Below are 19,743 nucleotides of genomic sequence, written 5' to 3'. Positions count from 1 at the left end.
TGCAGAGGAAACGACAAGGGCAAGATTTTGAAACACGTACTTATTGTAGACGATGATAATGCCATTCGCGGCCTGTTGACTGATTACCTCAGCCAGTTCGCCATGCGGGTCACCGCGGTTGCCAGCAGCGTGGAAGTAACGCGCGTCATGTCGACTGAAACCGTCGACCTGGTTGTGGTCGACCTCAATCTCGGGCACGAGGACGGCCTGGAAATCGTTCGTGGCCTGGCGAGCAAATCGGACGCGCCGATCATCATCATCAGCGGCGACAGGCTCGATGAGGCCGACAAGGTTGTCGGGCTTGAACTCGGCGCTGTCGACTACATCACCAAGCCATTCGGTATGCGCGAATTCCTCGCACGCGTGCGCGCGGGCCTGCGCGACCGCCCCAAACGCGTTGTCGACAAGGACCGTAAGGCCTATCTTTTCAACGGCTGGAGACTGAGCCTCAAGCATCGCAGGCTCGGCACCCCGGAAGGCGAGGAAATCAAGCTGACCGCGGGGGAGTTCAATCTTCTGGTCGCATTCCTGCGCTCCCCGAAGCAGGTACTGAGCCGCGAGCAGCTCCTGTCGGCAAGCCGCGTGCACGACGAGGAAGTGTTCGACCGCAGCATCGACGTTCTCATTCTGCGCCTGCGACGAAAGCTCGAAACGGATTCTGTCCAAGCCTGACCTGATCAAGACCGAACGCGGCGTCGGATATTTCTTCAATGCCGAAGTGGACGTCGAAGTGAATCGGCGAAACGGTACCCAGTAATGTCACTACCCAAAGCGGCCAGCGTTTTTGCTATCATCTTCATGGCCGTATTCGCCCTGATGTTCAGCGTCAGACTGACAACCGGGCTGACGATCGTGCATGCCGACGAACGGCCGCAAAACAAGATAACGCCGCTTGAGGAGAGCCCCGAACTGGATCCGAGGAAACTCGACCTCGGCGGCAGGCTGTTTACCGACACGATCATGTCGGGCAAGGGCAAGCTTGCTTGTGCCACCTGCCATGATTTGCAGACGAGCGGCACGATCGGCCTCAAGCGAACGATTGGATATGACGGACGGGTCCATCGCTTCAATGCGCCGACCATTTTCAACGTCGCCAACAATTACAGGCTTGGCTGGAGAGGCAATTTCACGTCTCTGACGTTCCAGAACGAGCAGATCCTTCTCGACGCCAACATCATGGCAAACAGCTGGGACGGTCTTCTCCAGCGGCTGAAGATGTCGCCAAACTACAATCGCGACTTCCTCGCCATTTATGGACAGGAACCGAACAAGGACAATGTGCTCGATGTCCTGACCACATTCCAGCAATCACTGGCGACCACCGGATCCCGTTTCGACCAGTATCTGGAGGGCTCTCTCGAGGTTCTTTCGGCAACCGAGAAACGTGGCTATCGGCTGTTTCAGGACTACGGTTGCATATCCTGCCACCAGGGCTCGAATATAGGGGAAACCTGTTCCAGAAGTTCGGGGTGTTTTCCTCCCCGCCGGGAGGAGATCCGAGCAATGACGGGAATCTCGGCCGTTTCACGACGACCCGCAACGACAAGGACCGGGGATACTTCCGAGTACCGAGCCTGCGCAATGTCGCCGTAACCGCCCCCTACTTCCATGACGGCCGGGCGGCGACACTGGAGGAGGCCGTCAGGGTGATGGCCCAGACCCAGGTCGGCCAGGACATGCCGAAGGAGGATATCGACGCCATCGTGCAGTTCCTCTCCTCGCTGACCGGCAATTACAAAGGCCAGGCGCTGCAGACCAACCCCGCAAAGTCCGAAATGAGCCTTGGAGATTGAAAGTCCGGCTCAAGGCGATGCAGCGATACGATGGCGCCCCAGCGGAAGCATCATCGGTCGGCCCGAGGTCGGGTCGGTGACGATCCGGCTGTCGAGCCCGAAGACCTCCCGAACATTGTCCTCGGTCAGCACCTCTTCCGGCTCCCCGCCCTGTGCACGCGGCCATCGAGCAACGTCACCAGATAATCCGCATAGCGTGCCGCCAGGTTAAGGTCGTGCAGCACCATCACGACAGTCGTGCCGCGCGTATGGTTGAGGTCGGTCAGGAGATCGAGAACCTCGATCTGATGGTTGATGTCCAGAAATGTCGTTGGTTCGTCGAGCAGGAGGATGTCGGTCTCCTGGGCAAGCGCCATGGCGATCCAGACCCTCTGGCGCTGCCCGCCGGACAGTTCGTCGACCGAGCGCTCTGCAAGATCGGCGGTCTTGGTCGCGTCGAGCGCCGCCTCGACGGCCTCCTCGTCCTTGCGCGTCCAGCGGGAGAACAGGCTCTGGTGTGGGTGGCGGCCGCGGCTGACGAGATCGGCCACCGTGATGCCTTCCGGCGCGATCGGCGACTGCGGCAAAAGCCCCATCGTGCGGGCGAGTTCCCGCGGCGGCATACGGTGAATCGACCTGCCGTCGAGCAGCACTTCGCCATGTTTCGGCGAAAGCAACCGCGACATGGTGCGCAACAGGGTAGATTTGCCGCAGGCATTGGCGCCGACGATCACGGTGATCCTGCCCTGCGGCACCTGAAGGTCGAGATCGCGAAGGATATCGGTGTCGCCATAGCCGGCCGACAGATGCTTGATATCCAGGGAATGGCTGGTCATAGCGAACCTCCGGCCCGGTTGACCCTGATGATCAGGTAGATGAGATAGGGAGCGCCGAGCGCGCCGGTGACGACGCCGACGGGATAGCGGGTCGTCAGCAGGAACTGGCCGACATAGTCACCGGCCACGACAAGAACCGCCCCGACGAGTGCCGAAGGAATGAGAAGCGATCCCCTGTTGCCGATGAGCCGCGCCGCGATCGGACCGGACAAGAAGGCGACAAAGGCGATCGGACCCGTCACCGCAGTGGCGCAGGCAATCATGCCGACGGTGGCGATGATGACGATCACCCGGGTTGCCGATACTCGGACGCCCAGGGCCGCTGCCATGTCGTCGCCGAGCCGCAGCGCTTCCAGATCCCGCGACCGACTGAGCAGCAGGCCGCCGAAGACGACGAGCGAAAGCAGCAGCGAAAGGGACTGATTAAGTTGCGCGCCGTTGACGCTACCCGTCAGCCAGCGCATCGCCTCCTGCAGCGTATAGGCTGGGGCCTGGGAGAGGATATAGGCGACGACGCTTTCGAGCATGGCCGAGACAACGATCCCGACCAGGATCAGCCGCGTGCCTGCCACGCCATTGCGGAAGGACAGGCCGTAGACCAGCACCGAAACGCCGAGGCCGGAAACCACCGCCATAACGGAAACGATCGGCCCCTTCAGCGACAAGACGACGATAGCGAACACGGCGGCAGCACTGGCGCCTGAGCTGATGCCGATAATGTCCGGGCTCGCCAGCGGATTGCGCAGCATGATCTGGAAAGCCACGCCGCCCAGCCCGAAGCTCAGGCCGGCGAGAATGGCAAGGACAACACGCGGCAGCCGTAGTGTTCCGACGGTGAAGCTCGCGCCCGGAACGTCATGGCCGAGCAGCACGCGGATCACGTCTCCGGGCGGCGTGAAGGACTGGCCGAGCGACAGGGTCAGCGCGAAGACGCCGATGACGAGAAGCAGCAATATGGCGATCGCCAGGCGATAGCCGCGCTGGCGGCGGCGGCGGTCGGTGACGATCCGGTCGAGGGTGGAGGATGGCATAGTCACAGTTCGCGCACCCTCTGACGCCTGACGATCCAGATGAAGAAGGGCGCGCCGACCAGCGCAGTGACGATGCCGACATCGAGCTCGGCCGGCCGCGCGGCAATGCGCCCGACGACATCGGCGGCGAGCAGGAGACAGGCGCCGCCGAGCGCCGAGAAAGGCAAGAGCCAGCGATGATCGACGCCTACGAGCAGGCGGCAGACATGCGGCACGACGAGGCCGAGAAAGCCGATCGGGCCACAGACCGCGGTCGTTGCACCACAGAGCAGGATGGCGCCGAGCGAGGCCGTCGCGCGCGCAAACGCGACGCGTTCGCCAAGCCCGGCCGCGAGATCATCCCCGAGCGCCAGCGAATTCAGCTTGCGCGCAGACAGGAGGCTGATGAGAAAGCCGACCGCGAGAAAGGGCAGAACCGGCACGATGCGCTCGAACGTCGCGCCGCCGATCCCACCGATCTGCCAGGAGCGGATGCCGCCGGCAATGTCGGCGCGTGGCAGCACGACGGCGATGACCATGGAGGAAAAGGCGACGGAGGTCGCGGCACCGGCAAGCGCGAGTTTCAGGGGTGTCGCCCCTCCCCGCCCGAGCGAGCCGATGGTGTAGACGAAGACGGCGGCGATACCGGCGCCTGTGATCGCGGTCCAGATATAGGCCTCGGCGGAGGTCATGCCGTACCAGGCAACGCCCACGACGACGGCAAGCGAGGCGCCCATGTTGACGCCGAGAATGCCGGGATCGGCAAGCGGATTGCGTGTCACGCCCTGCATGATGGCACCTGCAAGCCCGAGGGCTGCACCGGCGAGCAGGCCGAGCACGGTGCGCGGAATGCGCAGCGCCACTGCCGCCTGGCCGATGCTGTCGACATGGCCCTGGAGCGCCGCCCCGATGTCAGCCCACGCCACGTCGCGCGTGCCTATCGTTACCGAGGCGAAGCACAGGAGCCCCAGAAGCGCGATAACGCCCAGCAGCCAGAAGCTTCGTGTGCGGTTCGATCGATTGCGCATCGGCGGCGGAGCGGCCTTGCGTGAGCCCGCGCGGGAAGATGTTATGCTGTCGGATGTCATTGGGCTTTCTTGACGGCGTTGGCCAGCAGCTCAACGTAGTCTTTCAGTACCCAGGAAATCGAAAGCGGCGTCGGATTGGCGGCCGTCCCCAGTGTACCGCCCGGGAGCGTCACCAGCGCGCCGCGCTGAACTGCCGGCATTCTCGCCGTCAGTGGATTGGCCAGCAAGGCGTGAAGCAGTCTCTCGTCGCCATAGGTCACGACGATATCGACATCGTCGAAATCGTCGATCCGCTCGGCGCTGACGGAACCGGCGAACTTGCCGGGCTGCGAGGCCTTCAGCACGCTCTTGGGAGAATTCAGGCCGAGATCGGCGAAATATTTCACCCGCGTGTCGTTGGTCGTGTAGAAATTGATGGTGCTCAGATCGGACGCGTTGAGATGGGTGATGAACATCGCCGACTTGCCGCGCAGTTCCGGATGTCCGGCGACCGTTTCGGCAATCTCCGCCTCCAGCTTTGCGATCAGTGCGTCCCCTTCGGCGGGCATGCCAAGGCCGAGACTGTTCATCTTGATCATCGTGCGCCAGTCGGTCGACCAGGGCGCCTCGGGATAGGCTACGACCGGCGCGATCTGGCTGAGCGTCTCGTAGTCCTGTTTGCTGATGCCCGAATAGGCGGCAAGAATGACGTCCGGACGCGCAGCCGCCATCGCCTCGAAATCGACGCCGTCGCCTTCATCGAAGAGCACCGGCGTTTCGGCATTGAGCTCGGTCAGCCGCTGCTTCACCCAGGGCAGCAGCCCATCGCCGTCCTCATCGCCGAAATTGGCCTTGGCGAAACCGACGGGAACGATGCCGAGCGCCAGAGGGACCTCGTAATTCGCCCAGTCGACCGTTGCCACGCGTACCGGTTTCTTCTCGATCACCGTGGTGCCGAAGGCATGCTTGATGGTGATCGGATAGGTTACCCCTCTTCCGCCCTGGCAAATCCGGCCGAAGCGAAAAGAATGAACAGGACAATCGCGCGCAGCACAGCGCGAAACGAAGAAAACATGGCGAAGCCTCCGCCTGACATGACGATAAGTGGACTTCCAGTTTCAGGTTAATCAGATTCAGTCAACCGCAGCACCGATGGGTACCAAAAAGTTTTATTATCTTTCCGTTGAATCCTACAAAACTCCAAAAAATTACAATACTGGATAAAAGCGGTCAGGTTATTGGCCACATTGGGGACACAAATATGAAGCGTTCGGTTCATCCGGATCGAGGAAACCTCGATCGCTGGGCCAGCCTTATGCATCCATGTTTTTCCCCGCCAGATATCGATTGCGGGCCTGACTCCCACGGGCCTGTCGTCGTCGGATCAACGTTGGAAGATGAACATGGACATGGAAACCACCGGCGGAACCACGAAACGATCCCTTAAGCGTTACCGCAAAGCGATCCTTCTCGGCTGCACCGCGCTCGTCGCGCTCGCGCCTCGTTTTGCAATCGGCCAGGAGGCCGAAGCCGCGAACTCGGATACGACGCTCGCACCGATCGTCATCCAGGGTACCGGTAATGTCCTCGATACCAGCAACGATTCAAATTCCATCGTTGCGACCCAGACGACTGTTGGTAGCGGCATCCCGACCGATATTCTCGTGACGCCTGCCTCCGTCTCCATCGTCACCGCAAAGGAAATCCAGGAACGGGCCGCGCAGGATCTCGAGCAGATTCTCCAGTATACGCCAGGCGTCACCACCGACTTTTACGGCACTGACGACCGCTTCGATTATGTCAGGATCCGTGGGTTCGATGCCTTCGTCTATCGGGATGGCATTGCCGTCGGCGACCCCTTCGGAGGAATTCGAGAAGAGCCCTATGCCTATGAACGTGTCGAAGTGCTGAAGGGCGCCAATTCGACGATCTTCGGCGTCGCAGATCCCGGCGGCTCCATAAACTACGTCTCCAAGCGGCCTAAGAGCGAGCGCTTCGGTGAGGTATATGCGACTGGTGGATCGTTCAGCCACAAAGAGGCAGGTTTTGATTTCGGCGACAACATCACCGAAGATGATACGCTTTCCTATCGCCTGACCGGGAAGGTCCGCGATGCCGACACTGAATATGACTATGGTCAGAACAACGAGAAGTTCTTCATGGGTGGCCTCACCTGGCGCCCGACCGACGTCACCAGCCTGACGGTGACCTATGACCACCTGAACAAGGATGGCTCCCCCGGCGCAGGCGGACATCCCGTCAACAGGGACTTGGACCGGGAACTGTTCCTCGGCGAGCCCGACTATAATTACGACGACACGAACCGAAACACGGTCAGCGTGATGTTCGACCACGACTTTGGCAATGGCCTGAGCTTCGGCTCCACAGCCCGTTACAGCAAGTCCAACACGGGCTTCGGCTACGCTTATATTTCCGGAGACCCGGTTATCAGCGATACGCTCGCCAACCGGGATTATTATGGAAACAGAAGTTCGGAAGAGCGTTTCATCATCAACAGCCATCTGAAGTATGACTTCAGCGCCGACCAATTCGACAGCACGACGCTCGCAGGCTTCGAGTACAGCAAGACAGATTCCGACGGTGTCACCTACTACATGCCTGCGGATCCCATCAATTGGGCAGATCCGGTCTATTTCGGTGCTCCCGACTATCCTGGCCCCTACTCCACCGAACGGGTGAAGCAGAACACCAAGGCGATCTACGCTCAGCAGAATTTCACCTTTGATGAAAGGCTGACCGTTTCGCTTGGGGCCCGCAATGACTGGATGGATATTTCGCGGGACGATTGGAACGCGTTTACCGGAGCATCGGCCAGCGAGACAGATCTCAGCGAGTTTACCAAGCGCGTCGGCGTCTCCTACAAGGTCACCGATGAGATCGCGCCCTATGCCAGCTATTCCGAATCCGTCGCTCCTCCGACAAACGGCAACAAGCCGGAACGCGGCAGGCAGTACGAGATCGGCGTGAAATATCAGCCGGAGGCATTTCCTGCGCTGTTCACGGCCTCGGTGTTCGATCTTACCAAGAACGACATCAGCTACACGAACCCCAATCCGCCGTTCACCGAAACAACGACGGGTGAAGTTCGCGTCAGAGGCTTCGAGCTGGAAGCCAAAGCGGAAATCACAAACAATATCAGCCTGACGGCGGCCTATGCCTATCTGGACGGAGAAATCGTCGAGAACGCGGGCGTAAACGAAGGCAATACTCCCGAACGCATCCCCGAGCATCAGGCATCCGCCTGGGTCAACTACACCGTACCGGCCAACGGCTTCCTGGGTGATATGACCTTCGGTTTCGGCGGCCGATACATGAGCTCGTACTACTTCAGCGACGCCAACACTTCGAAGACGGACTCCAGCGTGATCTTTGACGCAGCCTTCAGCTACAAGATCCGCGAGAACACCACGTTCCAGCTGAATGCCACCAATCTCTTCGACGAAAAGCACGTCGCGCAGGGCGGCTTCGGATCGGAATATTACAATCCTGGCCGGGCTATCTACGCAACGCTGCGTCAGACCTGGTAAACAAGATCAAGGCCCGCTCGTTAAACCGAGCGGGCCTTTCTCGTAAGAGAACGTCAAGAATTGCAGGAATGGTGCGCGCCACTCGTTCTCAGTGGGCGATCTGTATCCGCCGCCATGCGGCCGGCGTATCTCCCACGACCTGTCTGAATGCCTTGGTCAGGTGGGCCTGATCGGTGAAGCCGAGCTGCACCGCGATCTCCGCAACGGAGAGATCCCTTTCCAGCAACAGTTTCTGGGCCAGCTCTATACGCTTGGCCAATTGCCACTGAAGCGGGCTCTTGCCGGTGGTCTGCTTGAAGACATTTGCAAACCAGCTTTCCGACAGTCCGACAGTCTTCGCCATTTCGGAAATCGTCAGCTTGTAGTCGCCGCAGGCATCGACGCGGGACATCAGCTTGTTCATCTGCGCCTGGGTCAGCCGGCCATTCTGTGGCTTGTCGTCCTCGGACGGGATATTGAGCAGCCCGGCGACAATGCTGCCGACCAGATTTTCGGCATAGACGGCGTGGCGCGACGGGGCGGCGATCTCGTCCACGAGCAGACCTGCCAGGGTCTCGATCGGGCCGATATCCTGGATCTCGACCGGGCGGCGAAGGGCCGTCAGCGCAGCGGATCGCCCGACCGAAGGCGACAGGAAACGCAACAGCCTGTCCCGGTGCATATGAAGATTGAGATGCGAGAAGCGGTGCATGCAACGGCTGGTCGTCCACATGGGCACGCCGGCCGGTATGTATATCGCGCGTGTCATCGGCCGGTAATTGCGTGAAAAATCTCCGTTTTCGTTGGAAATCCGCACGCGCGAAGACACGTCATTGAAGAAGATCATGATGCGCGGGTCTTCGGCGAGATAGTAGCCCTTCGCGCCGAGCTGGCTTTCCGCCTGCCAATGGACCGTGACGAGACCGTCAAAGCAGCGCCACTTCGGCGGGGCAACCACCTGAATGCCCTCCGTGCTCCATTCCATGGAATGCCAATAGCTCAATTCGTCATCTACCCGCCGTCACGACACGATCTCAGGCCCTCCGAACTCACAACGGAGAACGGACGGGGCAATGGATGGCAATCTGTCGATGCGACACCCATTGGCCTGCAATCGACACGGTCATATTATGATGACAATTATCATCTTTCCCGCAAGCCGCAAGCCGCCGGCACATCCGGAGCCCGCAGATGGCGGACGGATGTTGCAGTTCGGCACGGCTTGCCGGACTTGTGACGACCTCACGCCGCCATCGGTCTGCCGGTCTCGCAACGGGCAAACGGTGCAAAGGCGTGGCGGATGCGGATCACGGTCTCGGGTTCGGCAGGCACCAGGGGCAGGCGCATATCCGCCGGATATTGATGAATGAAGGACGCTGCTTCCTTGAGGGCTGCAATGTCGTCCTGCCCAAGCGCGGCAATGGCGCCGGATACGGCCATGCCGAAGGAACTGCATGTGTCGACGCTGCCGCGCAGTCCCACCATGGTCTGGATCGGCGACGGAATGATGTTGGCAATGGGCGAAATCGCACCATTGCCGCCAAGCGCCAGAAATTGCGGCAGGTGGGCATCGTCGCGCGTCAGATGCAGGAAACGGGTTTCGAGCTTGGACGGCAGGCCGGCGAAATGGGCAAGGCGATCCGCGCCATGGCAGACACCGGCGATCGCATGGCAATCGGCAAGCGACTCCAGCAAGGCCTGGCCGAAATCCTTCGCCGTGCGGCCCGGGTCGTCGTCGATCAGGATCGGCAGGCCGACTGCGGCCGCCACCTGGCGGAAATGATCCACCACACCGGCAAGCGTCGGTTTGGAATAATAGGGAACCGTGACCAGCAGCGCATCGGCGCCGAGAGCTTCCGCGCGACGGGACCGTTCAATCGTTGTGCGCGTGCAATTCGTGCCGGTCGCGGCGATGATGCTGAGATGCGGCTTGGCATGGCCGACTGCGGCGCGCAGCAGCGCATCGTGTTCTTCGGCGGTGAGGACCGGGCCCTCACCGATCGCGTCGCCAACGACAATGCCGTCCGTCCCGGCGATGATCTGCCGGTCGATCGCCGCGTTGAAAGCCTTGAGATCCACGCCCTTTTCGCCGAACGGCGTGAGCAGAGGGGTAAAGGTCTGACGGGCGGCGCGATGGAACGGTGTCATGTCACTTGCTCCTGTTTGACAGAAACAAGGTGATCCGTGTCGCATAGGATTTCGATAGGGGAGAGGAGACTATGACATCAAAGTCTTATAAGCATCCATTTGCCTTGGCCGCGGCAGTGCACCATATTGCGCGGCAACACACCATCTTGGCCTTGTGCCTGGAGATCTTATGACTGCTACGCATGCCGCCGCTCCGGATAGCCAATCGGAGACCCGCAAGTTCCTCGGATTGCTGATTGGATCGGTGGGGGTCGTTTACGGCGACATCGGGACCAGCCCTCTCTATGCCTTTCGCGAGTCGCTTCGACCTTTCGCCGCCAACGGGGTGCAGCCGGAGCATGTTATCGGCCTGATCTCCTTGATGGTCTGGACGCTGACGGTCATCGTGACGGTCAAATATGTCCTCTTCCTGTTGCGTGCCGACAATGATGGCGAGGGCGGGACCCTGTCTCTCCTGGCGCTTCTGATGAAGAAGACTGGCGGCTATATGCCCGTGCTGTTCTTCGCCGGCCTGATCGGCGCGGCACTCTTCATCGGCGATGCGATGATTACCCCTGCCCTGTCGGTCATGTCGGCGCTTGAAGGCATGAAGCTGGTGACGCCCGCTTTCTCCGACTACGTGCTGCCGCTCTCGGCCGCGATCATGGTAGGCCTGTTCATGGTGCAGTCGAAGGGTACGGAAGCCGTCGCCAAATTCTTCGGCCCGATCACCGTCGTTTGGTTCCTGGCCATGGCCTGGGGCGGGCTCATCCATATCGGCGACGACTGGACGATCCTGGAAGCACTCAATCCCATCAACGCGCTCTGGTTCATCACCCATGCCGGCTGGGCCGGGCTTATCGTGCTCGGCGCGGTCTTCCTGACGGTGACGGGCGCGGAGGCACTTTACGCGGACCTCGGCCATTTCGGCCGCAAGCCGATCAGCTGGGCCTGGTTCATCCTGGTCTTCCCGGCTCTGGCGCTCAACTATCTCGGCCAGGGCGCTCTGGTCCTGACCGATCCGTCGGCGATCGAGAACCCGTTCTACCTGCTCTATCCGGAATGGGCGCTGCTGCCGATGGTCATCCTTGCGACCATGGCGACGATCATCGCCAGCCAGGCCGTCATCACCGGCGCCTTCTCGCTTGCACGCCAGGCCGTCCATCTAGGCTTCCTGCCGCGTCTGGCGATCAAGTTCACCTCGGAAACGAATACCGGGCAGATCTACGTTCCGGCCGTCAACATGCTGCTGTTCCTCGGCGTCATCGTGCTGATCTTCGCCTTCGGCGATTCCGAGTCGCTGGCAACTGCCTACGGCATCTCGGTCACCGGCGCGATGGTGGTGACGACTCTCATGTCGTTCCAGTTCCTGCGCGCCGTCTGGGGTTACAAGGCAATCACCGCAGCCATCATCCTCGGACCGCTCTTCGCGATCGAGGCTGTGTTCCTGGCCGCGAACCTACTGAAGATTCATGACGGCGGCTGGGTGCCGGTCATGCTGGCGCTGGTCATCATGCTGACCATGTGGACCTGGACCAAGGGGTCACGGTACCTGAAGGAAAAAACGGCCAAGAACGATATCCCGCTCGAAACCTTCATCGCGTCGATCGAAAGCTCGATCGATCGGGAGTCCGCCAGCGCGCCGGCGACCGTGCCCGGGACCGCGATCTTCCTGACCAGCGTGCCCGATCGCACGCCGGCCGTCCTGCTGCACAATCTCAAGCACAACCACGTCCTGCACGAGCAGAACGTGATCCTCACCATCTGGACGCAGGACAAGCCCTATGTGCCGGCCGAGGAACGGGTCGAGATGACACGGCTGTCCAAGCGCTTCATCCGCCTCGACATCACCTTCGGCTTCATGGACGAGCCAAACGTGGCGAAGGCGCTGACCGTCTGCAAGAAGAAGGGCTTCAAGTTCGAGATCATGCAGACCTCCTTCTATCTCGGACGGCGCAACCTGATCGAGACGCCGAATACCGGCCTGCCCCGCTGGCAGGAAAAGCTTTATATCGTGCTCGCCGATTTCGGCATCGATCCGTCCGCCTATTTCAAGCTGCCGCCGAACCGCGTCGTTGAACTCGGCGAACAGGTTGCGATCTAGGATCGGAGGCGAGCGCCATGACCGTCGTCGCCTCCTACGTCTACAGCAACGGCAAGCGGGGCCGCGCGCTCTCGATCGAAGACCAATGTCCGGCGCTCACCGGCGATGAATTCGTCTGGATCGGCCTGCACGAGCCGACCGACGACCAGTTGAAGATCCTGGCAAAGACCTACGGACTGCATGAGCTGGCGGTCGAGGATGCGCTGCATGCCCACCAGATCCCCAAGGTCGAGGTCTATGGCGAGCAGCTCTTCGTCGTGGCCAAGACCGCGCATCTGGAAGGCGACAAGATCTGTTATGGCGAGACCGCGATCTTCGTCGGACGCCACCATATCATCAGCGTCCGCCACGGCTCGATGCGTACCCATAGCGGTGTCCGCGCGCAGCTCGAGGCCTCGCCGAGGCTTCTGGCACAGGGACCGGACTACGTGCTGCACGGCATTCTCGATTTCATCGTCGACGGCTATCTGCCGACCGTCCAGACGATCGAGGACCGGGTTCTGGAAATGGAGCAGAAGATGCTCGCCAATTTCCTTGAGCGCGACCAGATCCGCCGGCTTTTCCGCCTGCGGCGGCAGCTGATCCTTTTCGGCCGTATTCTGGGGCCGATGTCGGAGCTTGTCGGCAAGCTGGTCAATCTCGACCTCCCCTGCATCGACAAGCATGCCAAACCCTATTTTCGCGACGTTTTCGATCACATCCGGCGGGTGGAAAGCATGGTCGGCGGGCTTCGCGAAGTCATGACCTCGGTCTTCGAAGCCTCCAACCTCCTGGAACAGCAGCGGCAGGGCGTCATGACCCGGCAGCTTGCCTCCTGGGCTGCAATTCTGGCCGTGCCGACGGCCGTGGCCGGCATATACGGGATGAATTTCGAGAATATGCCGGAGCTCAAGACCGAGTACGGCTATTATGTCGTACTCGCTGTGATCATTATGTTCTGCGGTATTCTCTACTATCGCTTCAAGAAGACCGGCTGGCTCTGACGTTCTGATTTACGCAAAACCGGTTTCCGGTTTTGCCGGAATTGCTTTAGCCGTGAAGCAGTTCGACTGCGCAGATGACCACCAGGACAGCGCTCATGAGGGCAAGGATCGCGTTGGATCCACACCATCTTTCGCGCGCGCCGGGAGACTTCCTGCTGCGCGGCTGGGATGCGAGGGTGGCCTGTTTTCGAAGGGCCTGACGGATACTCATGATATTACTCCAACTCAGGACGACATCGTCCTTTGACCCTATATATGGGGTCTGTCCGCATAGGAGTTCGAGAGCGAAGAACGCCCGAAGATATTAAGATTTCGTAGGGATTCTGCGCCGGAATGCCGGGCTTAGAGCCCGGCGAGAATGGTCAGCCCGTAGGCGACGGCAAGCACGGACGAGAGCACGGCAACAACGCCCAGAACCGCGTCCGTTGCGCTGGTGTGAAGGCTCCCTGAAAAGGGCGCTTCGTGGCGGGGATAGACATATCCCCGCAGATACCGGATCGGGTGGAACATGGCCTTGGCCTTACGCCCTGCCGGCGACCCTGCTGGTCGCGCTGAGCCTGCGGCCGTCGAAGGCCTCGCCGAATTTGACGACGACATGCTCAGGCAGGCACCAGACGGCGCCCGGCGTGTGATCGCTCTCGAACATGGCGAAATGGACGGCCGAGGCGCGGTCGGTGAACAGTCCGCCGACCTTGCCGAGCGTATCGGTGACGATCCAGCGACCACTGACATCGCGGCCTACAGTGAAGCGGATACCTGTCGCGGGAGGCTCCCGATCTGTCATTGCAAACTTGCCCATCGGGATCTCTCCTTACTCGATCATGATTGCGAGCGCGGCAATCGCCGCGAAGGCGACGCCTAGGACGGCAATGAGCCGGATGAACATGCCGAAGCCTTCCGCCGGGCGGCTCGCGCCCGCAGTGCCGACGGAATGACTGGACTCTGCATGACTGGATTGCGCGAGACGGCGACGCTGCGCGCTGGCTTCCGTGAGGTGCAGGAAGTACATGCCTCCCAAACGACCATACATGGTTCTACTCCTTCTGAAGGATGGCCCCGCCGCGAGGCGAAGCCGGACATCAATCGCGATGTCTGATCAGAAGGTAGCGGGAGGTTCATAGGCTTTCGATTGGACGAGGAAGCCTAAGAAATAGGGAAGTCATATAGGTTCGGCGGGCAAAGCTGCACCCGCCGAAAGCTTATGCCCCTAGGTCAGGCATAACGGGCGACGGCAAGATCCGTCGCGTCGATTTCCGGTCGCTTGCCGCTGACGACATCGCTGATGACCCTGGCCGAGCCGCAACTCATCGTCCAGCCGAGCGTGCCGTGGCCGGTATTGAGGAAGAGACCGCCGACATTGGTGGCGCCGATCACCGGCGTGCCGTCCGGCGTCATTGGCCGGAGGCCCGACCAGAAATTCGCCTGGCTCACATCGCCACCCGGGAAGAGATCAGTCACCGAATGCTCCAGCGTGGAGCGGCGCTTCTGGCCAAGATCGTTGGTATAGCCGGAGATTTCCGCCATGCCGCCCACACGGATGCGGTCGCCGAGACGGGTGATGGCGATCTTGTAGGTCTCGTCCATGACCGTCGATTCCGGTGCGCGCGAGGCATCGGTGATCGGGATCGTCAGGGAATAGCCCTTGACCGGATAGACCGGCAGCGAAATGCCGAGCGGCTTCAACAATAGCGGCGAATAGCTGCCGAGTGCGACGACGATAGCGTCGGCGCGGAGCGTCTCGCGGTCGGTCACGACACCGCGGACCTTCCCCGCCTCGACATCGAGCGCCTTGATATGGGTGCCGTAGGAAAAGGTGACGCCCAACTCCTTCGCCTTCAGCGCCAGCGCATTGGTGAACTTGAAGCAGTCGCCCGTCTCGTCCTTCGGGGTCAGCAGGCCGCCGACGATCTTTTCGCGCACATGCTTCAGCGCCGGCTCGACGCGGATGCAGCCTTCGGGGTCGAGCACTTCATAGGGAATGCCGTCGGCGGCGAGCGCCTTCACGTCCTTGGCCGAAGCTTCGAGCTGCTGCTCGGTACGGAAGAGCTGCAGCGTGCCCTGCATCCGCTCGTCATAGGCGATGCCGGTTTCCTGGCGGACATCGGCAAGCGCGATGCGGCTGTAGTCGGCAAGGCGCAGCATGCGGCTCTTGTTGATCGCATAGCGCTCCGACGTGCAGTTGGAGAGCATCTTGACCATCCAGGACAGCATGGCCGCATCCATCTTCGGGCGCAGGATCAGCGGCGCATGCTCCATGAAGATCCATTTCATCGCCTTCATCGGAATGCCGGGCGCGGCCCAGGGCGAGCAGTAACCGAAGGAGACTTCGCCGGCATTGGCAAAGCTGGTTTCCAGCGCCGGGCCGGCCTGGCGGTCGATGACCGTCACCTCATAGCCGGCCTTGGCCAGCTGGTAGGCCGTGGTGACGCCGATGACGCCGGCTCCCAATACGATGACTTTCATGATGTTCCCGCTTCTTTTGTTCTGGTGATCATAGATATTGACGGTGATAACGCCAGCCGAGGCTGGTCAGGATCTCGTAGGCGATCGTGCCTGCGGCTGCCGCAAGATCCTCTATCGACTGATGCGGGCCGATGACCTCGACGAGACTGCCGAGCGACAGCGTGCCTTCCGGCAGCGCGCTCACATCCACCGTCATGCTGTCCATCGACACGCGACCGACGATCGGGAGACGGGTATCGCCGAAATAGACGGCCCCGCGATCGCCCAAGCAACGCGGCAGGCCATCGGCATAACCGGCGGCGAGCGTTGCTAGCCGCATCTCCTTGGTCGCGACATAGGCGCCGCCGTAACCGATCCTGGCGCCCGCCTGGACCGTGCGGGTCTGGGCGACCGCGACCTTGAGCTCGACCACAGGTTCCATGGGATTTTCAGGCAGCCCCGTCGGATTGCCGCCGTAGAGCGCGATGCCGGGCCTTGCGAGTACGGAGTGGTAACCGGACCAAAGAAAGACACCGCCCGAATTGGCGAAACAGGGCGGAAACTCGGAAAATTTCTCACTAACTGCCGCAAATGCCGCCAGCTGGTCGGCGTTCTGCACGCTTTCCGGCTCGTCGGCCGATGCCAGATGGCTCATGACGAAGCGGATGTCGACGGCGGCGGAATAGCGGCCGAGATCGGCCGCGATACGGTCGGCTTCCTCCGGCGTCAGGCCGAAGCGCGACATGCCGGTATCGAACTGCAGGACGCAGGGCAAGCGACGGCCCTGATCCAGCGCCACCGCCGTCCAGCGGTCCAGCTGTTCGAGACAGTTGATAATGGGAATGATGCCAGCGGCCGCGCATTCGAGCGCGCTCCCGGGCTGCAGGCCGTTCAATACATAGAGACGGGCGTCATCGGCGAGCGCCGACCGCAGGCGGATCGCCTCGACGAACTGGGCGACGAAGAAGTCGCGGCAGCCTGCGCCATAGAGCGTGCTGGAAACCGGTTCGGCGCCGAGCCCATAGGCATCCGCTTTGACGACGGCAGCCGTTTTGGCCGGCGCCAGCATGGCAGCAAGCTTCTGGTAATTGCGGCGAATGGCCGACAGATCGATGGTCAGATAGCCGGACGCGCCCAGCGCCAACGGAGCACCCGTGCCCTTGAACAAACCCGCATTCATATCGATCCCCTTTTTGGAGAACGGTATTGAAATTATCCTAGAATTTCCTGCCGATCATTGATCGTTTGTGCGATGATGTTGCAATTGTCACAACGTTCTACGAAAAATCGGAATATTCTCCATGATGGCTCTGGATGCGATCGACCGCAACCTTCTCCGGCTCCTAAGGCTCAATGCACGCGCGACAAATGCCGCCCTTGCGGCAGACGTCGGGCTGTCGCCATCGGCCTGCCTTAGGCGCATCAAGCTGATGGAGGATTCGGGGATTATCCGCGGCTACACCGCCATCGTTGACAATGGCGAAGGGCAGAACACGATCGCCGTCATCATCAACATCACGCTGGAACGGCAGACGGAAGATTACCTCAACCGTTTCGAGGCCGCCGTGCGTCGCTACCCGGAAATCCGCGAATGTTTTCTGATGACAGGCGGCTCGGACTACCTGCTGCGCGTCGAGGTGGCCAATGCCGGCGAGTTCGAGCGCATCCACAAGACCATCCTCTCTGCCCTGCCGGGCGTGCTACGCATCCATTCCAGCTTTTCCATCCGCAACGTGCTGGTCACCCGCCTGAAATAAATGGGAAAACCGGTTGAAACCGGCCCGTCAACGGATATGGTCGGTGTGCCCTCGAGACGGGCCGCATTCGCCGAAAAATCCGGAGCTCGCATGACCCTCGACACCGTTCGCCTGTCCTATTCAGACCTCGTTGCCCTGCTCGAACGCATCTTCACGAAGAACGGCGTCTCGGACCACAACGCAAAGATCCTGGCGGAGAATTGCGCGAGCTGCGAACGCGACGGCTCGCTGAGCCACGGCATTTTTCGCATGGCGGGCTATGTGTCTTCGCTGAACAGCGGCTGGGTCGACGGCAAGGCCGTCCCGGAAGTCGAGGATGTCGGACCGGCCTTCGTCCGCGTCGATGCCAAGGGCGGCTTTACCCAACCGGCCATGCTGGCTGCGCGGCCTTTGCTGATGGAGAAGGTAAAGGCCAACGGCGTCGCCGTGCTTGCCATCCGCCGCTCGCATCATTTCAGCGCGCTCTGGCCGGATGTCGAGCCGTTTGCCGACGAGGGTTTCGTCGCGCTCAGCGTCGTCAACAGCATGGCCTGCGTCGTGCCCCATGGCGGCAAGAAGGCGGTATTCGGCACAAATCCGGTCGCGTTCGCCTCGCCGCGTGCGGGTGCAGCACCCTTCGTCTTCGACCAGGCATCTTCCGCCATCGCCCATGGCGACGTGCAGATCGCCGCCCGCGCCGGCCACGACCTGAAGCCCGGCATGGGCGTCGACCGGGACGGCCAGCCGACCAATGACCCCAAGGAAATTCTCGATGGTGGCGCGCTTCTGCCCTTCGGTGGCCACAAGGGCAACTCGATCGCGCTGATGGTAGAGATCCTCAGCGCCGCGCTGACCGGTGGCTATTTCTCAGGCGAGTTCGACTGGAGCGGACATAAGGGCGCGCAGACGCCGTTTACCGGCCAGTTCTTCATCGTCATCGATCCGACGCGCGGTGGCAATGACGTATTCGCCGAACGCGTCGCCGGCATCTGCGACCTCGTGCTCGAAGCTGGCCAGGAGCGTCTGCCTGGCGATCGCCGCCATGTGACCCGCGCCAAGGCAGAGAAGGACGGCATTCCGCTTTCGGCCGAGAACTACGATAAGCTGAAGGCACTGGCCGAAGCCTGATCGATCCAATGACAGATCCCCTCTGGGAGGAGCCGCGATGCGTACGTCAAAAATCATCCATGTCGTCAGCTGCCATGCCGAAGGCGAGGTGGGCGATGTCATCGTCGGCGGCGTCGCCCCTCCCCCGGGCGAGACGATCTGGGAGCAGTCGCGGTTCATCGCCACGGACGAGAGCTTACGCAATTTCGTGCTGAACGAACCGCGCGGCGGCGTCTTCCGCCACGTCAACCTGCTGGTGCCGCCGAAGGACCCGCGGGCGCAGATGGGCTGGATCATCATGGAGCCGGCCGATACGCCGCCCATGTCCGGTTCCAACTCGATCTGCGTCTCCACCGTCCTGCTCGACAGCGGCATCATCCCGATGACCGAACCGGTCACGAAGATGGTGCTGGAAGCACCGGGCGGGCTGGTGGACGTCACCGCGGAATGCAGGAACGGCAAGGCCGAGCGGATTACCGTGCGAAACGTCCCCTCCTTTGCCGACAAACTCGGCGTTTCGCTCGAAGTCGCGGGGCTCGGGACGCTGACGGTTGATACCGCCTATGGCGGCGACAGTTTTGTGATCGTCGATGCCAAGGCACTCGGTTTCGAGGTGAAGCCGGATGAGGCGCGCGAGATCGCGGAAGCGGGCGTGAAGATCACCAATGCCGCCAACGAGCAGCTTGGCTTCACCCATCCGGAAAATGCCGGTTGGGACCACATCTCCTTCTGCCAGATCGCTGCTCCCTTACCCGCGAGAACGGCGTGCTGACCGGTGCCAACGCCGTCGTCATCCAGCCGGGCAAGATCGACCGCTCACCGACCGGAACCGGATGCTCGGCGCGGATGGCAGTGCTGCATGCCCGCGGCGAGATGGCCGTCGGTGAGACCTATATCGGTCGCTCGATCATCGGCTCGGAATTTCACTGCAGCATCGATGCGGTGACGAGGATCGGTGAGCGGGATGCGATCTACCCGCTGATTTCCGGCCGCGCCTGGATTACCGGCACGCATCAGCTGATGCTCGACCCGTCCGATCCGTGGCCGGGCGGCTATCGGCTGTCGGATACATGGCCTAAGATCGGCGGCTAA

General features: G+C 61.3%; 16 protein-coding genes and 4 pseudogenes. 9 read left to right on the top strand and 11 right to left on the bottom strand.

Going from position 1 to position 19,743, the window contains the following annotated elements; all coding sequences use genetic code 11:
- The first annotated feature begins 27 nt into the window (after positions 1 to 27).
- From N7E02_RS01070 to N7E02_RS01060, 3 genes and pseudogenes are all read left to right on the top strand, one after another.
- Positions 28 to 757: pseudogene (locus tag N7E02_RS01070) on the top strand (response regulator).
- Positions 757 to 1,296, top strand: a pseudogene (locus N7E02_RS29325) (cytochrome-c peroxidase); the annotation flags it as partial. The pseudogenes N7E02_RS01070 and N7E02_RS29325, both read left to right, overlap by 1 nt.
- Positions 1,297 to 1,412: 116 nt before the next feature.
- Positions 1,413 to 1,793 carry a cytochrome-c peroxidase gene (locus tag N7E02_RS01060; protein WP_286578263.1) on the top strand — a complete coding sequence of 127 codons (381 nt, stop codon included), beginning with the start codon at positions 1,413 to 1,415 and terminating at the stop codon, positions 1,791 to 1,793.
- Between the two features lie 9 nt (positions 1,794 to 1,802).
- Here the strand turns inward: N7E02_RS01060 and N7E02_RS01055 are convergent.
- The 4 genes and pseudogenes from N7E02_RS01055 to N7E02_RS01040 form a co-directional block, all read right to left on the bottom strand.
- Positions 1,803 to 2,608 (bottom strand): annotated as a pseudogene (locus tag N7E02_RS01055) (ABC transporter ATP-binding protein).
- Positions 2,605 to 3,639 (bottom strand): FecCD family ABC transporter permease, encoded by a 1,035-nt coding sequence (locus tag N7E02_RS01050; RefSeq protein WP_286578262.1) that lies wholly within the window; start codon positions 3,637 to 3,639, stop codon positions 2,605 to 2,607. The pseudogene N7E02_RS01055 and the gene N7E02_RS01050 overlap by 4 nt, the downstream one beginning before the upstream one ends.
- Positions 3,640 to 3,641: 2 nt before the next feature.
- Positions 3,642 to 4,646 (bottom strand): FecCD family ABC transporter permease, encoded by a 1,005-nt coding sequence (locus N7E02_RS01045; protein ID WP_286578390.1) that lies wholly within the window; start codon positions 4,644 to 4,646, stop codon positions 3,642 to 3,644.
- Between the two features lie 56 nt (positions 4,647 to 4,702).
- Positions 4,703 to 5,635, bottom strand: a complete 933-nt coding sequence (locus N7E02_RS01040) for an ABC transporter substrate-binding protein (protein WP_374730617.1) — start codon at positions 5,633 to 5,635, stop codon at positions 4,703 to 4,705.
- Between the two features lie 393 nt (positions 5,636 to 6,028).
- On the opposite strand from N7E02_RS01040, the gene N7E02_RS01035 reads away from it, so the two are divergent.
- Entirely contained in the window at positions 6,029 to 8,173 is a 2,145-nt protein-coding gene (locus N7E02_RS01035; RefSeq protein WP_286578261.1) for a TonB-dependent siderophore receptor, read from the top strand.
- Positions 8,174 to 8,261: 88 nt separating this feature from the next.
- Here the strand turns inward: N7E02_RS01035 and N7E02_RS01030 are convergent, their stop codons facing one another.
- A complete protein-coding gene (locus N7E02_RS01030; RefSeq protein ID WP_286578260.1) occupies positions 8,262 to 9,155 on the bottom strand; it encodes a helix-turn-helix domain-containing protein in 894 nt (297 codons plus the stop codon).
- Between the two features lie 239 nt (positions 9,156 to 9,394).
- Positions 9,395 to 10,300, bottom strand: a complete 906-nt coding sequence (locus tag N7E02_RS01025) for a dihydrodipicolinate synthase family protein (protein WP_286578259.1) — start codon at positions 10,298 to 10,300, stop codon at positions 9,395 to 9,397.
- A gap of 169 nt (positions 10,301 to 10,469) precedes the next feature.
- On the opposite strand from N7E02_RS01025, the gene N7E02_RS01020 reads away from it, so the two are divergent.
- Positions 10,470 to 12,383 (top strand): potassium transporter Kup, encoded by a 1,914-nt coding sequence (locus tag N7E02_RS01020; protein WP_286578258.1) that lies wholly within the window; start codon positions 10,470 to 10,472, stop codon positions 12,381 to 12,383.
- Between the two features lie 17 nt (positions 12,384 to 12,400).
- Positions 12,401 to 13,366 (top strand): magnesium and cobalt transport protein CorA, encoded by a 966-nt coding sequence (locus tag N7E02_RS01015; protein WP_286578257.1) that lies wholly within the window; start codon positions 12,401 to 12,403, stop codon positions 13,364 to 13,366.
- 342 nt (positions 13,367 to 13,708) lie between these two features.
- Here N7E02_RS01015 and N7E02_RS01010 read toward each other — a convergent pair whose 3' ends face one another.
- The 5 genes from N7E02_RS01010 to alr all read right to left on the bottom strand — a co-directional run bounded on the left by N7E02_RS01010 (position 13,709) and on the right by alr (position 16,988).
- Positions 13,709 to 13,876, bottom strand: a complete 168-nt coding sequence (locus tag N7E02_RS01010) for a hypothetical protein (RefSeq protein ID WP_286578256.1) — start codon at positions 13,874 to 13,876, stop codon at positions 13,709 to 13,711.
- 10 nt (positions 13,877 to 13,886) lie between these two features.
- Positions 13,887 to 14,165, bottom strand: coding sequence for a hypothetical protein (locus tag N7E02_RS01005; RefSeq protein WP_286578255.1), 279 nt, complete (start codon positions 14,163 to 14,165; stop codon positions 13,887 to 13,889).
- Between the two features lie 12 nt (positions 14,166 to 14,177).
- Positions 14,178 to 14,396, bottom strand: coding sequence for a hypothetical protein (locus N7E02_RS01000; RefSeq protein WP_286578254.1), 219 nt, complete (start codon positions 14,394 to 14,396; stop codon positions 14,178 to 14,180).
- 182 nt (positions 14,397 to 14,578) lie between these two features.
- Positions 14,579 to 15,829, bottom strand: coding sequence for a D-amino acid dehydrogenase (locus tag N7E02_RS00995; RefSeq protein ID WP_286578253.1), 1,251 nt, complete (start codon positions 15,827 to 15,829; stop codon positions 14,579 to 14,581).
- A 28-nt stretch (positions 15,830 to 15,857) separates the two neighbouring features.
- The gene (gene alr / locus N7E02_RS00990; protein ID WP_286578252.1) at positions 15,858 to 16,988 is read right to left on the bottom strand and encodes an alanine racemase; all 1,131 of its coding nucleotides are present in this window, start codon (positions 16,986 to 16,988) and stop codon (positions 15,858 to 15,860) included.
- Between the two features lie 121 nt (positions 16,989 to 17,109).
- Here alr and N7E02_RS00985 point away from each other — a divergent pair, with 121 nt between their 5' ends.
- The 3 genes and pseudogenes from N7E02_RS00985 to N7E02_RS00975 all read left to right on the top strand — a co-directional run bounded on the left by N7E02_RS00985 (position 17,110) and on the right by N7E02_RS00975 (position 19,743).
- On the top strand, positions 17,110 to 17,565 hold the full coding sequence (locus tag N7E02_RS00985) for an Lrp/AsnC family transcriptional regulator (protein ID WP_286578251.1): 456 nt from the start codon (positions 17,110 to 17,112) through the stop codon (positions 17,563 to 17,565).
- A 90-nt stretch (positions 17,566 to 17,655) separates the two neighbouring features.
- A complete protein-coding gene (locus tag N7E02_RS00980) occupies positions 17,656 to 18,672 on the top strand; it encodes an Ldh family oxidoreductase (RefSeq protein ID WP_286578250.1) in 1,017 nt (338 codons plus the stop codon).
- A 37-nt stretch (positions 18,673 to 18,709) separates the two neighbouring features.
- Positions 18,710 to 19,743, top strand: a pseudogene (locus N7E02_RS00975) (trans-3-hydroxy-L-proline dehydratase).

Origin of the sequence: Terrirhizobium terrae (assembly GCF_030323265.1) — a bacterium.
In the GTDB taxonomy this organism is placed as follows: domain Bacteria; phylum Pseudomonadota; class Alphaproteobacteria; order Rhizobiales; family Rhizobiaceae; genus Neorhizobium.
Note: the sequence above shows the minus strand (reverse complement) of the source record. Positions and strands in the feature narration are given on the sequence as shown.

What these genes read in the sequence shown, in the direction of transcription:
- N7E02_RS01000 (WP_286578254.1), bottom strand. Translation starts at nt 14,396, where the DNA reads ATGTATGGTCGTTTGGGAGGCATGTACTTCCTGCACCTCACGGAAGCC.
- N7E02_RS01015 (WP_286578257.1), top strand. Translation starts at nt 12,401, where the DNA reads ATGACCGTCGTCGCCTCCTACGTCTACAGCAACGGCAAGCGGGGCCGC.
- N7E02_RS01035 (WP_286578261.1), top strand. Translation starts at nt 6,029, where the DNA reads ATGGACATGGAAACCACCGGCGGAACCACGAAACGATCCCTTAAGCGT.
- N7E02_RS01020 (WP_286578258.1), top strand. Translation starts at nt 10,470, where the DNA reads ATGACTGCTACGCATGCCGCCGCTCCGGATAGCCAATCGGAGACCCGC.
- N7E02_RS00995 (WP_286578253.1), bottom strand. Translation starts at nt 15,829, where the DNA reads ATGAAAGTCATCGTATTGGGAGCCGGCGTCATCGGCGTCACCACGGCC.
- N7E02_RS01050 (WP_286578262.1), bottom strand. Translation starts at nt 3,639, where the DNA reads ATGCCATCCTCCACCCTCGACCGGATCGTCACCGACCGCCGCCGCCGC.
- N7E02_RS01010 (WP_286578256.1), bottom strand. Translation starts at nt 13,876, where the DNA reads ATGTTCCACCCGATCCGGTATCTGCGGGGATATGTCTATCCCCGCCAC.
- N7E02_RS01005 (WP_286578255.1), bottom strand. Translation starts at nt 14,165, where the DNA reads ATGGGCAAGTTTGCAATGACAGATCGGGAGCCTCCCGCGACAGGTATC.
- N7E02_RS01025 (WP_286578259.1), bottom strand. Translation starts at nt 10,300, where the DNA reads ATGACACCGTTCCATCGCGCCGCCCGTCAGACCTTTACCCCTCTGCTC.
- N7E02_RS01045 (WP_286578390.1), bottom strand. Translation starts at nt 4,646, where the DNA reads ATGCGCAATCGATCGAACCGCACACGAAGCTTCTGGCTGCTGGGCGTT.
- alr (WP_286578252.1), bottom strand. Translation starts at nt 16,988, where the DNA reads ATGAATGCGGGTTTGTTCAAGGGCACGGGTGCTCCGTTGGCGCTGGGC.
- N7E02_RS00985 (WP_286578251.1), top strand. Translation starts at nt 17,110, where the DNA reads ATGATGGCTCTGGATGCGATCGACCGCAACCTTCTCCGGCTCCTAAGG.
- N7E02_RS00980 (WP_286578250.1), top strand. Translation starts at nt 17,656, where the DNA reads ATGACCCTCGACACCGTTCGCCTGTCCTATTCAGACCTCGTTGCCCTG.